Source organism: Paraburkholderia aromaticivorans (assembly GCF_012689525.1).
In the GTDB taxonomy this organism is placed as follows: Bacteria; Pseudomonadota; Gammaproteobacteria; order Burkholderiales; family Burkholderiaceae; genus Paraburkholderia; species Paraburkholderia aromaticivorans_A.
On record NZ_CP051516.1, the window covers coordinates 1,240,488 to 1,253,461 of the forward strand.

Here is a 12,974-nt window from a genome sequence, read left to right on the forward strand (position 1 = left end):
ACTCATCATGAAAAATCTGTTCCGTCCGTTGATCGTGATCTTCGCGGTGCTCACCGCCGTGACCGGACTTGCCTATCCCGCGGTGATGACCGCCGTCGGTCAGGCGGCCTTCAGCGATCAGGCCAATGGCAGCATGCTCGAACAGGACGGCAAGGTGGTCGGCTCGAAGCTGATCGGCCAGCAGTTCGATGCGCCGCAATACTTCTGGGGCCGCCTGTCGGCCACCAGCCCGATGCCGTACAACGCGCAGGGTTCGAGCGGCTCGAATCTCGGCCCGACCAACCCGGCGTTGCTCGACGAAATCAAAGGCCGCCTCGACGCATTGAAGGCCGCCGGCACGGATATGTCGAAGCCGGTGCCGGTCGATCTGGTGACGTCGTCGGGCAGCGGTCTCGATCCTGAGATCAGCCCGGCAGCAGCGGCTTTTCAGATCGAGCGCGTTGCCAAGGCACGCAAGCTCGCAGCGAACGATGTGCAGGCGCTGGTGGACCGTTATACGAGCGGCCGTCAGTTCGGCATTCTCGGTGAGCCGCGCGTGAACGTGCTGCAACTGAACCTGGCGCTGGACGAGATGAAGCACGGTTGATCGACGAAGCGCGGTATTTCGCAAAGGCGGCGTCCGCGCGACTCCGCTTTTGCCTTTTGACAGCGTGATGCGATAGACGTAACAGTGCCCGTTATTTGCGGCCGCGTCGCCGACGTGCCACCATGCACTCACCGACGCTCGCCCAACGATGAAAACCATTGAGCATGAACCGCCCCGATCCCGATGAGTTGCTCGACAAGCTGCAACGCGACGAAGAAAAACGTCAGCGAGGCAGGCTGAAGATTTTTTTCGGCGCGTCGGCGGGCGTCGGCAAGACCTATGCGATGTTGCAGGCCGCGCGGCGCCGTCATGACGAAGGCGCGGACGTGCTGGTCGGCATCGCCGAAACGCATGGCCGCACTGAAACCGCGGCGCTGCTCGACGGTCTCGACGTGCTGCCGCTCGCGCATATCGAGTACCGCGGCCGCAAGCTCGGCGAGTTCGATCTCGACGCCGCGCTGGCCCGTAAGCCGGCACTGATTCTCGTCGACGAACTCGCGCATTCGAACGTGCAGGGCGCGCGGCATCTGAAGCGCTGGCAGGACGTCTACGAACTGCTCGACGCGGGCATCGACGTCTATACGACGGTCAACGTCCAGCACCTCGAAAGTCTGAACGACGTGATCGGCCAGATCACCGGCATTCGCGTCTGGGAGACGGTGCCGGATCGCGTGTTCGATCGCGCCGACGAAGTCACGCTGGTCGACTTGCCCGCCGAGGAACTGCTCGACCGGATGCGCGACGGCAAGGTGTACATGCCGCAGCAGGCCGAGCGTGCGGTGCGCAACTTCTTCCGCAAAGGCAATCTGATCGCGCTGCGCGAGCTGGCGTTGCGCCGCACCGCGGATCGCGTCGATGCGCAAATGCATGAGTATCGCGCCGACCGTTCGATCCAGCGCATCTGGCAGGCGCGGGAGCGCTTGCTGGTGTGCGTCGGCCCCGGCCCGGAAGCGCCGATGCTGGTGCGTGCGGCAGCGCGTCTCGCCGCCAGCCTGAAGGCCGATTGGATCGCTGTCTATGTGGAGACGCCGGCGTTACAGCGTTTGCCGGATGAGCGCCGCGAACGCACGCTGAACGCGTTGAAACTCGCCGCGGAACTCGGCGCCGAAACCGCCACGCTGGCGGCCGCCGACGCAGCCGTCGCGTTGATCGGCTACGCGCAGGCCCGCAACGTGTCGAAGCTGGTGGCCGGCGCGTCGGCACGCACGGGCTTGAGGCGCTGGCTGCGCCGGCCGCTCGGCGAACGGATCGCCGAGAAGGCGGCCGATCTGGATCTCACGCTGATTCGCGCCTCGTCCGAGCGCGACGGCGGCGAGCATCGGCATCTGTTGAACACCACCGCGAACGCATGGCGCGAGGCGCTGAGCGCGGCGCGCGAACGCCGCTCGCCGCCGCGCGCCTACGGCTTCGCGCTGTTGATCTGCGCGGCCATCACGCTGCTGGCGAGCCAGTTGATCGACCATATCGATCTGACCAATCTCGTCATGCTGTATCTGCTCGGCGTGATCTTCGCCGCGGTGAAGCTGGGGCGCGGGCCCGGCGTGGTGCTGTCGTTCATGAGCGTGGCCGCGTTCGATTTCTTCTTCGTGCCGCCGCGCATGTCGCTGTCGGTCTCCGATACGCAATATCTGCTGACTTTCCTCGGCATGCTGCTGACGTCGCTGGTGATCAGCCATCTCACTTCGAGCCTGCGCCGCGAGGCGAGCGTGGCGCGGCGCCGCGAACAGCGCACCGGCGCGATGTACGCAATGGCGCGCGAGCTGGCCGCGGCGTTGACCATGGAACAGATCGTCGGTATCGGCACCCGTCATGTGAGCGAGGTGTTCGGCGCGCGCGTCGCGATTCTGTTGCCGGACAGCGTCGATCAGGTGAAGCAGAAGATCGAGGATCCCGACGCGGCGATCACGCTCGAAGGCGAGATGCTCGATAGCGACGTCGGCCAATGGGTCTACGATCAGCAGAAGCCGGCCGGCCACGGCACCGACACGCTGCCGGCCGCCGCCGCGCTCTACCTGCCGCTCAAGGCGCCGATGCGCACGCGCGGCGTGCTGGCGGTCGTAATGCGCGATGAGGGCGAGCTCGACGTGCCCGAGCAGCAGCGTATGCTCGACGCGTTCGCCGCGCAGATCGCGCTCGCGCTGGAGCGGGTGCATTACGTGGATATCGCGCGCGATGCGCTCGTCAACATGGAGTCGGAGCGCCTGCGCAACTCGTTGTTGTCGGCGATCTCGCACGATCTGCGCACGCCGTTGACGACCATCGTCGGCTTCTCGTCGATGCTCGCGCAAGCGCCCGAGGCGCAGCCCAACAGTGAGCTGGTCGAGGCGATTCACGAGGAAGCGCTGCGCATGACCGGCATCGTCACGAATCTGCTCGACATGGCGCGTCTGCAGGCCGGCAGTCTGCAACTGAATCAGCAATGGACGCTGCTCGAGGAAACGGTCGGCGCCGCGCTGCGCGCGTGCAAACGCGTGCTGGCGAATCATCCGGTGCAGGTGAAACTGCCCGCGGATCTGCCGCTCTTGCACCTCGACGCCGTGCTGATGGAGCGCCTCTTCTCCAACCTGTTCGAGAACGCCGCCAAATACACCGCGCCGGCCACGCCGCTGACGATCGGCGCGCAGCGTCTCGACGCGGACGGCAAGTCGTTCGTGCGCGTGACCGTCGACGATAGCGGCCCGGGCTTGCCCGCCGGCATGGAAGCGCGCGTGTTCGAGAAATTCACGCGCGGCGAGAAGGAGTCGGCCAAGCCGGGCATCGGCCTGGGGCTCGCGATCTGCCGCGCGATCGTGGAAGCGCACGGCGGTACAATCGGCGCGCTCAATCGCGTGTCGGCGGACGGCCGTGTCGAAGGCGCGCGCTTCTGGTTCACGCTGCCGGTGGAAACGCCGCCCGACGCGCCGGATGCACTGGAAGACGAGGGCGCCGATTCCTTGACTGACTCCGATTCCGGCGGCGATTCAACTCTTAACTCGCTTTCCAAGCCTAGCCATGAGTGACCCCAGCATTACCGTCGTCCTGATCGAAGACGAAAAGCAGATTCGCCGCTTTGTGCGAACGGCGCTGGAAGGCGAGGGCATCGTTGTGCACGACGCCGAAACCGGCAAGCAGGGTCTCGTCGAAGCCGCGACGCGCAAGCCCGATCTGGTGATCGTCGATCTCGGCCTGCCCGACACTGACGGTCTCGACGTCATCCGCGAACTGCGCGGCTGGAGCGAGCTGCCGGTGATCGTGCTGTCGGCGCGCACCCAGGAGAGCGAAAAAGTCGCCGCGCTCGATGCCGGCGCGGACGACTACCTCACCAAGCCGTTCGGCGTGTCCGAGTTACTGGCGCGGATTCGCGCGCATATGCGGCGGCGCAATCAGGGCGGCGCGAACGAATCGCCGCAAGTGCGCTTCGGCACGGTAACCGTCGATCTGGCCCTGCGGCAGGTGAGCCGCGACGGCGTGGTCGTCCATCTGACGCCGATCGAATACCGGCTGCTCGCGACGCTGGTGCGCCATGCCGGCCGCGTGCTGACGCACCGCCAGTTGCTGCGCGATGTGTGGGGGCCGTCGCATGTCGAGAGCCATCACTATTTGCGCATCTATATGGCGCATCTGCGCGGCAAGCTGGAGCGCGATCCGGCGCAGCCGGAGCACATCATTACGGAAACGGGCGTCGGATACCGGCTGGTGGGTGCGGTTTGAGGCTGTGTGGGTAATTTGCCACGGGGGCGCACACGCTTGCGGCGGCCCGCTGCCGGCGGCATCAGGGCAGTTTTGGTACAATTACAATTCGTAAGGACGACCTTGCGGTTTCACAAACGGGGACGGCCCCATCTGACCATGGAGTTGTCTCATGTCCTGGATTCTTCTGTTAATCGCCGGTTTGCTCGAAATCGCTTGGGCCGCCGGTCTTAAAACCTCCGAGGGTTTCACCCGTCTCTGGCCGTCCGTGTTCACGGTCGTGACCGCGCTCGGCAGCTTTGTGCTGCTCGCCATGGCCATGCGCCAGTTGCCGCTCGGCACGGCCTACGCGGTGTGGACGGGAATCGGCGCGGTCGGCGCGTTCATCTTCGGGATCGTGATGATGGGCGAGGCGTTGACCGTCGCGCGAGTCGCCAGCGCGGCGCTGATCGTGATCGGATTGATCGGCCTGAAGCTGTCTTCCGCGCATTGAGCCTCGCATTCCAAACCGCCGCCGGGCGTCTTTACCCAATCTGCCTGCGCCCGGCTCGCGCCTCCATTTAGGCCGCCCATTTATTCGCCGCTCTTCGTTCTGCGAATTAACGTGGCTATAATAAGATTGAATCCAACCTGAAATTGTCCGCGGCCCATTTGGCGCGGCCGGCTTGGCGCGGGTCTGACGACTTCAGTGCGGCCCCCTTTAGTGGTCCGTCGAAGCGCCCGGCACGCACAGCGCGCCTGGAGGCGGCCATGCTTGAATCACTTTCGCTCGCGGCGGGCCTCTCATGGGGCAGCGGCCTGCGCCTCTATCTGACGGTCCTGCTGGCCGGCGTGTTCGCCCGTCTCGGCCTTGTTCATCTTCCCGATACGCTGTCCGCGCTGTCCTCGCCGTGGGTCATCGGCGTGGCGGGCGTGCTCACCGTCACCGAATTCCTTGCCGACAAGATCCCCGCGTTCGATTCGCTGTGGGACGCGGTCCATACCTTCATCCGCATTCCGGCGGGCGCCGTGCTGGCAGCCGGCGCGCTCGGCCATGCCGATCCGGCGCTGCTGACCGTGGCCGCGCTCGCGGGCGGCACGCTGGCGGGCACGGCGCACCTCGCTAAAGCGGGCACGCGCGCGTTGATCAATCTGTCGCCGGAACCGGTATCGAATGTGGTGACATCGACCGCTGAAGACGGACTCGTGTTCGGCGGCATGCTGCTCGCGTTGTTTGTGCCGCTCGTATTTCTGGTGTTGATGGTGGGCTTCCTGATGCTCGCCGGCTGGGCGTTGCCGCGGCTCTGGCGTGGGGTGCAGGGCGGTTTTCGCGGCATGGCGACGCACATGGTGTCGCGCTTTGCCAGGAGCAGGCACGATTGAGCGATTCGGTACGGGGTTCCACGGCGCGCGCGGCTTTGCCGACGACGGCGCGCCGGTTCGGCGGCATGGATCTGGTGCGCCAGGCCATCCGCATGACGGCGCGCGACTGGCGCGCGGGCGAGTTGACGATGCTGCTGCTGGCGCTGGTACTGGCCGTGGCGGCTTTGTCGAGTGTCGGCTTTCTCGCTGACCGGCTGCATCAGGGGCTCGAACGCGATGCGCGGCGCATGATCGCCGCCGACTTCATCGTGCGGGCCGATCATCCGGTCGATCCGCAATTTACCGGGCAAGCCAAGGCACTCGGTCTGAATACCGCCAGCACGGCGATCTTTCCCAGCATGATCAATTCGACCGGCGCGCAGCCGGTCTCGCGGCTCGCTGCCATCAAGGCCGTGTCGCCCGGTTATCCGTTGCGCGGCGCGTTGCGCATTGCGTCGGCGCCGGGCGCCGCGGACCACCCGGCTCAGTCGATTCCGCCGCCGGGCGTGGTGTGGGTCGATCAGGCGCTGCTCGATGCGTTGAAGGTGCATGTCGGCGATGCGGTCAAAGTAGGCGGTCGCAACTTCACGATCGGCGCGGTGATCACGCGCGAGCTCGACCGCGGTTTCTCGTTCGTCAACTTCTCGCCGCGCCTGATGCTGCGCGCCGACGACGTGCCGTCGACCGGTCTCGTCACCTACGGCAGCCGCGTGACGTACCGCTTGCTCGTCGCGGGCACGGACGAGTCGGTGGCGCGTTTCGCGCAGTTCGCGCATGAGCGCGTGGACGGCGGCAAGATGCGCGGCGTCGCGCTCGAATCGCTGCAGGACGGCCAGCCGCAAGTGCGTCAGACGCTCGATCGCGCGAGCCACTTCCTCACGCTCGTCTCGCTGCTCACTGCGTTGCTGGCGGCCGTGGCGATTGCGATGGCCGCGCATCGGTATATGCGCCGGCATCTGGACGGCTGCGCGGCGATGCGTTGTCTCGGCGTCAGCCAGTCGACTTTACGTGCACTCTTCACGCTCGAATTCGTGGGACTGGGTTTGATCGGCGGCGCGCTTGGCGTGGCGCTCGGTTATCTGGGGCATCTGGCGTTGCTCACGTGGCTTGGCAGTCTGATCGATGTCGCGCTCCCGTATCCGACGGCATGGCCGGCGCTCGAAGGCATTGCGGCCGGTCTCGTGCTGTTGCTGGGCTTTGCGTTGCCGCCGCTGTTGCCGCTCACGCGCGTGCCGCCGGTGCGCGTGCTGCGCCGCGAATGGGGCGAAGCGGGGCGCACGGCGTGGGCGGCCTACGCGCTCGGCATCGCGCTATTCGCCGCGCTGCTGATTATCGCGGCGGGCGAGTTGAAGCTCGGCGGGATCGTGGCGGGCGGCTTCGCGGGCGGGATGCTGGTGTTCGCGTGCATCGCGCGGCTGGCGCTGTGGGGCGCGGCGCGCGTCGTGCGCAGCGAGCGCGTGAATGCGAGCATCGGCTGGCGTTATGCGCTGGCGTCGCTCGAACGGCGCAGCAGCGCGAGCGCGCTGCAGATCACCGCGCTCGGCATCGGCCTGATGTGCCTGTTGCTGATCGCGATGACGCGCAACGACCTCGTGGCCGGCTGGCGCAAATCGACGCCGCCCGATGCGCCGAACGAATTCATCATCGACATCCAGCCCGATCAACGCGACGCCGTAACGCAATATCTGAACACACACGGCGTGTCCGGCACGGTGCTCGCGCCGATGGTGCGCGGACGGCTGACGGCGATCAACGGCAAGCCGATCAATCCCGATTCGTTCAAGGGCGACGACGCCAAGCGTCTCGTGGATCGCGAATTCAATCTGTCGTACACGACGGAGCTGCCCGACGACAATCGCCTCTCAGCCGGCACATGGTACGGCGACACGAAGACGCCGCAGATTTCGATCGAGCAGGGACTCGCCAAGCTGATCAACGTGAAACCCGGCGACACGCTGCGTTTCGACGTGACCGGCTTGCAGATCGACGCGCCGGTCACCAGCGTGCGCAAGCTCGACTGGGGTTCGTTCAAGGTCAACTTTTTCGTGCTGATGCCGCCCGCGGCATTGCGGGATTTCCCGGCGACGTTTATCACGAGCTTCCATTTGCCGCAGGAAAAGCAGTCGACCATCGACGGCCTGATCGCCGCCTATCCGAACCTGACGGCCATCGACACCGGCCCGATCCTCGCGCAGGTGCAGCGCGTGTTGCAGCAGGTGATCGGCGCGGTGCAGTTCCTGTTCGCGTTCACGCTCGCGGCGGGCGTGCTCGTGCTGTACGCGGCGCTCGCCGGCACGCGCGATGAGCGTATGCGAGAATCCGCGCTGCTGCGCGCGCTGGGCGCGTCGCATCGTCAGGTACGGGCGGTGCAGATCGCCGAGTTCGTCGCGGTGGGCGCGCTGGCGGGCTTGATGGCGGCGGCCGGCGCGCAGGCCATCGGCTACGTGCTGGCGACGCGCGTGTTCGAGTTTTATCTGAGTTTCAATCCCTGGTTATTGCCGGCGGGCATTGCAGCCGGCATCGCGTGTGCCGGCGTGGGCGGCTGGCTGAGCTTGCGGCATGTGCTGGCGCGGCCGGCGTTGCAATCGCTGCGGGACGCGTGATTTTTCTTATTAGTTGGTGAGTCGGTATGAGTGATTTGAACGACGAAGTGTCCGCGGCGCAGCCGACGGCCTTCGAACTGGTGGGCGGCGAAGCGCGTGTGCGCGAACTGGTCGACCGCTTTTACGACCTGATGGACCTCGAGGCGGATTTCGCCGGGATCCGCGCGTTGCATCCCGAATCGCTCGACGGTTCGCGCGACAAGTTCTTCTGGTTCCTGTGCGGCTGGTTAGGTGGACCCGATCACTACATCAGCCGCTTCGGTCATCCGCGTTTGCGCGCGCGGCACCTGCCGTTCGCGATCGCGTCCAGCGAGCGCGATCAGTGGCTCCGATGCATGGCGTGGGCGATGGAAGATGTTGGCCTCGCCGAGCCGCTCAGAGAACGCCTGCTCGGCTCGTTCTTCGAAACGGCTGACTGGATGCGTAACCGGAATGGCTAACGGGTTGGGCCAGGCATCCGGCGCGGCATCGCCGGACTACGCTAATTTGCCTCAGGAAGCGCGCGAAGTCCTCGACTGCTGGTTCGGCGTGCCGGGCGCGCCGGAGTACGACACCGAGCGCAAGATCTGGTTTTCACGCAATGCGGCTTTCGACGCGATGCTGCGCGAACGCTTCGGTGCGCTGATCGACGCGGCGCGTGAATCCGCGCTCGATAGCTGGACGCAAACACCGCTCGGCGCGCTGGCGCTCGTCATCGTGCTGGATCAGTTCTCGCGCAATTGTCGTCGCGACACAGCGCGCGCGTTTGCGGCCGATCAGAAGGCATTGCTCGTCGCGCGGCAAATGGTTGCCAGTGGCGCCGACCGCGAGTTGCCCACCGTGCACCATCGCGCGTTCGCGTATCTGCCGTTCGAGCACGATGAAACGCTCGAGGGTCAGCGCGAGTCGCTGCGTCTTTTCAAGCAGCTGGAAGCGGAGCCGGGTGGCAAGTCGTACCACCGGTCCGCGGTGCGGCACGCGGAAATCATCGAGCGTTTCGGGCGCTTTCCGCATCGCAATGCGACGCTCGGGCGTCTCTCGACGGCTGAAGAAATCGCCTTCCTGCGTACACCCGGTTCATCGTTCTAGGCGCGTGCCGCCGCTTCTAATTGCCGACGACCGTTTTCGCGCCAACCGGTGTGCGCACGAATACGCGCAGCAGTTCGTCCGTGTCGCCCGGACGCGCGCCGGACCAGAACAGACTCCATTCGCCCGACGGCTGGCGCACCGTCCCGTGACGGCTCTCTTGGATCAGCCACGTGCATTCGGTCGAAGCGGTATCCATGGTCGGTTGATGTTCGATGCCGGTGTAGTAGTACAGCATCGGCGCTTCGGATTCACCGAGCCCCGTGCTTGCCATGCAATCGCCGTCGTTCCATTCGATATTCATACGGGCGCCGAGGCTCTCGAACACCGAGCGATAACTCTTCGCATAGTCGAGCCACGGCAGCAGCAAGGTGCTCACCAAACCCCACGCGACGATCGCGCCCGCGCACCAGCTCAGCACGCCGCGCCATTTGCCCGCGTATTTGAACACCGGTAGCAGCCACAGCCAGCCGAACGTCAACAGCAAGGCGGCCGCGATCAGTCCGGGTTTGACCGGCATCACCCAATCGAGCGGCAGCCAGCGGCCGAGCCGGTGCAGTGACGCATGTGTGTTCGCCGGGCCGCTCATGATCGACCAGATGATCCAGGCGAGCGCGGCGGCGCTGCCAAACAGCACGCGGCTCGTCATGTCCCAGCTTACGTGCAGACGCTGCGGCAGCTTCTCGACGCCTTGCATCGCCAGCACGGCGAGCGGGGCGATGAACGGCAGGATGTAGAGTTCGCGAACCGTCGCCGAGCTTTGCAGCACGATGAAGCCGGTGCCCGCGAAGATCGCCGGCAAGGCCACACGCGGATCGCGCCAGCGCTGCCACGCACCGCCGGCGAGCGCGGCCAGCGCCAGCGGTACGACCGGAAAGCCGACGCTCAGCACCGTGCGCAGCACGAACAGACGGCTCTCGTTTTCGGAGCCGAGCTCGGCGACTGAAAAACCGAAAAAGCGGCCCACGTTTGCGGCGTGTTCGCTAAACGTGCGGCTCTCGGCGCCGCCTCCGGCAAAGCGGTCAGGACGGGCAGGGGCGCGAAGCAGCGCGTTGTCGGCGGTCGCGACCGCGGCGTTCCTTCTGCGCCAAGGCGCGGATGGCTTTTTATGCATGAGGATCTCTAATCGCCGTTCACGGCGGCACCGGCCGTCGGCTTATGTTCTGGCAATGCGGCGCACGTTGCTGTGCGCGCTTCGAGGAGATTGTAGTCGCGGTTTATTGCCGGCGATTACAGAAAAGGCGCGTGTGGTGGAATTCGGCATGGGGTGTCCATTCGTCGTGGTCCTTGTATTCGTCCTTTTGATATTTCTCACGAAACCGCGTTTCGGCTTCAGACAAAACCGGAATATCCGCGATATTACGTATTGGCAACAGCGTTTTATTCGTTCGCGAGGCGCATGAGTCTTAGCGGGTCCGACGAAACATCTGATTCGACGCTCACGTCTGGAAAATCGGACAAATCTGATTCGGGAATCTTCAGTGCATTTGTATCGTGCGCTTTCTCGCCGCAGGGCGCATGAATCAAATTACGCAACCGATGACGACAGACATAAGTATCGAAAATCTCTACAAGAGCTACAGGCTTGATGCAGTGCAGGTGGTCGGCCTGGCCGATGTCAATCTGCGCGTGAGCGCCGACGCGCTAACGGTGCTCACCGGCCCCTCGGGCAGCGGCAAGACCACGCTGCTGAACATGATCGGCTGCATCGATCGACCGGACAGCGGGCGCATCGTCATAGACGGCCTGGACACAGGCGCGCTGTCCGACGACGAATTGTCCGATTTCCGCGCCGGCCGCATCGGCTATGTGTTCCAGAACTTCAACCTGCTGCCGGTGCTATCGGCTTACGAGAACGTCGAGTATCCGCTGATGATGGCGAGCAAGCCGGCGCGTGAGCGGGCGCGGCGGGTGGGCGAACTGCTCGACGCGGTCGGGCTCGCCGCCAAGGCGCGGCATCGCCCGGGACAGCTTTCCGGTGGCGAACGGCAGCGCGTAGCAATCGCCCGCGCGCTCGCCGCCGATCCCGCGCTGGTGCTCGCCGACGAGCCCACCGCCAACCTCGACAGCAGCACCGGCGAGTCGATCATCGAATTGATGCGCAGCATGCAGTGGCAGCGTCACGTGTCGTTCCTCGTGTCGTCGCACGATCCGCAACTGCGCGCGGCCGCCGACGCAATCGTCGAGATGCGCGACGGTCGCATCGTCGGGCAACACGTCATGCGGGGAGTCGCCGCATGAAACACACGCTCACCCTCGCGCTGCGCAACCTCCAGCGCAACCGTCGCCGTTCGCTTGCCACGCTGCTGTCGATCATCGTCGGCGTATGCGCGATCCTGCTCTTCGGCGGCTATACGCGCGATATCACGCTCGGCATGCAGACCGACTTCGTTCGCGACAGCGGCCACCTGCAAGTGCAGCGGCGCGGCTATTTCTCCTATGGCATGGGCAATCCGACCGTGTATGGCATCCGCGATTACGAGCGCGTCGCCGCAGCGTTGCGTGACGATCCCGTGCTTCAGCCGATGATTCGGATCATTACGCCGACGTTGCAACTCGGCGGTATCGCCGGCAATTTCGATGCGGGCATGTCGCGCACGGTCTATGCGTCCGGCACGGTGCCGGTCGATCAGACGCGCATGATGTCGTGGAACGATTACGCGCTGCCGGATCAGATCAAGACCTCCGCACTCGAGGGGAGCGCGGACAACGCGGCAGTGGTCGGCGAGGGCCTCGCGCGCGTGCTGCAACTGTGCGGCCCGCTGCACGTGCCCGATTGCGCAATGCCGCAGGCGGTGCTCGACGAGCGCAAGACGCGCGAGATTGGCGACGCGCCCGCCGACGTGCTCGCGCTCGCCGCCAACGAAGCGGCGGGCCGGCCGTCCTTGAGCAAGCTCGCGCGCATCGATGTGTTGGCAACCAGCACGCACGGCATTCCGAACGTCGGCGACTTCACGGTGGTGAAGGCACAGCGCCAGGGCGTGAAGGAACTCGACGACATCTATCTCGCGCTGCATCTGCGCGGCGCGCAGCGCCTCATCTACGGCGGCGACGAACCGCGCGTGACCGCGCTCGAGGTGCAGTTGCACCACACCGCCGACCTCGCGGCCGCGCAGCGGCGCATCGAGACGCTGCTCGCCGAACGTTTCGCCGACCAGCCGATGGACGTGCTCGACTTCGCCACGCTGAACCCCTTCTACGGCCAGACCAACTCGATGTTCGCGGTCATCTTCGGTTTCATGTTCGCGTTGATCGGCGCGATCGTGCTGTTCGTGATCAGCAGTGCGATGAGCACGGTGATCGTCGAGCGCACGGTCGAGATCGGCACCTTGCGCGCAATGGGCAACCGGCGTGCCGACATCCAGGCATTGTTCGTTTGTGAAGGGCTGCTGCTCGGCCTCACCGGCACCGCGATCGGCGTGGTTATCGCACTGGTGGCGGCGGCCGTCATCAACCGGCTGGGTCTGACGTGGACACCGCCGGCGCGCGTGGAAGCCGTCCCGCTGACCGTGCGCGTCTGGGGCGAGTGGCGCGCTATCGGCTTTACGTTCTTCGCGCTCGCCGCGGTCGCGACGGTGTCGGCATGGTGGCCGGCGCGCCGCGCGGCGCGTCTTTCGATCGTCGAGGCTTTGCGCCATGTGTAATTCCTTTTCTTTCGACCGGAGGCGACCCGTGCGTCGTTTGGCTGTTATCGCTGTATTTTTCCCGCT

The 12,974-nt window shown here is 65.4% G+C and carries 10 protein-coding genes and 1 pseudogene; 10 read left to right on the forward strand and 1 reads right to left on the reverse strand.

The genetic code is table 11. From position 1 onward, the window contains the following. Positions 1 to 7: 7 nt before the first annotated feature. The 8 genes from kdpC to HF916_RS33550 all read left to right on the forward strand — a co-directional run bounded on the left by kdpC (position 8) and on the right by HF916_RS33550 (position 9,267). Positions 8 to 586: a potassium-transporting ATPase subunit KdpC gene (gene kdpC / locus HF916_RS33515; protein ID WP_168793124.1), complete on the forward strand. Its 579-nt coding sequence runs from the start codon at positions 8 to 10 to the stop codon at positions 584 to 586. A 164-nt stretch (positions 587 to 750) separates the two neighbouring features. After that, the gene (locus tag HF916_RS33520) at positions 751 to 3,585 is read left to right on the forward strand and encodes a DUF4118 domain-containing protein (RefSeq protein ID WP_168793125.1); all 2,835 of its coding nucleotides are present in this window, start codon (positions 751 to 753) and stop codon (positions 3,583 to 3,585) included. Next, the gene (gene kdpE, locus HF916_RS33525; RefSeq protein WP_168793126.1) at positions 3,578 to 4,276 is read left to right on the forward strand and encodes a two-component system response regulator KdpE; all 699 of its coding nucleotides are present in this window, start codon (positions 3,578 to 3,580) and stop codon (positions 4,274 to 4,276) included. Before HF916_RS33520 ends, kdpE begins: the two co-directional genes overlap by 8 nt. Before the next feature lie 151 nt (positions 4,277 to 4,427). Then, entirely contained in the window at positions 4,428 to 4,748 is a 321-nt protein-coding gene (sugE, locus tag HF916_RS33530) for a quaternary ammonium compound efflux SMR transporter SugE (RefSeq protein WP_168793127.1), read from the forward strand. Positions 4,749 to 5,005: 257 nt separating this feature from the next. Next, positions 5,006 to 5,617 (forward strand): DUF4126 domain-containing protein, encoded by a 612-nt coding sequence (locus tag HF916_RS33535; protein WP_007175644.1) that lies wholly within the window; start codon positions 5,006 to 5,008, stop codon positions 5,615 to 5,617. A 65-nt stretch (positions 5,618 to 5,682) separates the two neighbouring features. Next, positions 5,683 to 8,199, forward strand: coding sequence for an ABC transporter permease (locus HF916_RS33540; protein ID WP_431311462.1), 2,517 nt, complete (start codon positions 5,683 to 5,685; stop codon positions 8,197 to 8,199). 26 nt (positions 8,200 to 8,225) lie between these two features. Next, positions 8,226 to 8,639: a group II truncated hemoglobin gene (locus tag HF916_RS33545; protein ID WP_168793129.1), complete on the forward strand. Its 414-nt coding sequence runs from the start codon at positions 8,226 to 8,228 to the stop codon at positions 8,637 to 8,639. After that, positions 8,632 to 9,267, forward strand: a complete 636-nt coding sequence (locus tag HF916_RS33550; RefSeq protein ID WP_168793130.1) for a DUF924 family protein — start codon at positions 8,632 to 8,634, stop codon at positions 9,265 to 9,267. Before HF916_RS33545 ends, HF916_RS33550 begins: the two co-directional genes overlap by 8 nt. A 16-nt stretch (positions 9,268 to 9,283) precedes the next feature. On the opposite strand, the pseudogene HF916_RS33555 reads toward HF916_RS33550, so the two are convergent. Continuing rightward, positions 9,284 to 10,234: pseudogene (locus HF916_RS33555) on the reverse strand (glycosyl transferase); the annotation flags it as partial. Between the two features lie 548 nt (positions 10,235 to 10,782). Between HF916_RS33555 and HF916_RS33560 the strand changes: the two are divergent. Beyond that, entirely contained in the window at positions 10,783 to 11,505 is a 723-nt protein-coding gene (locus HF916_RS33560; RefSeq protein WP_431311453.1) for an ABC transporter ATP-binding protein, read from the forward strand. Beyond that, on the forward strand, positions 11,502 to 12,908 hold the full coding sequence (locus tag HF916_RS33565; RefSeq protein ID WP_168793131.1) for an ABC transporter permease: 1,407 nt from the start codon (positions 11,502 to 11,504) through the stop codon (positions 12,906 to 12,908). The genes HF916_RS33560 and HF916_RS33565 overlap by 4 nt, the downstream gene beginning before the upstream one ends. Positions 12,909 to 12,974 lie beyond the last annotated feature (66 nt).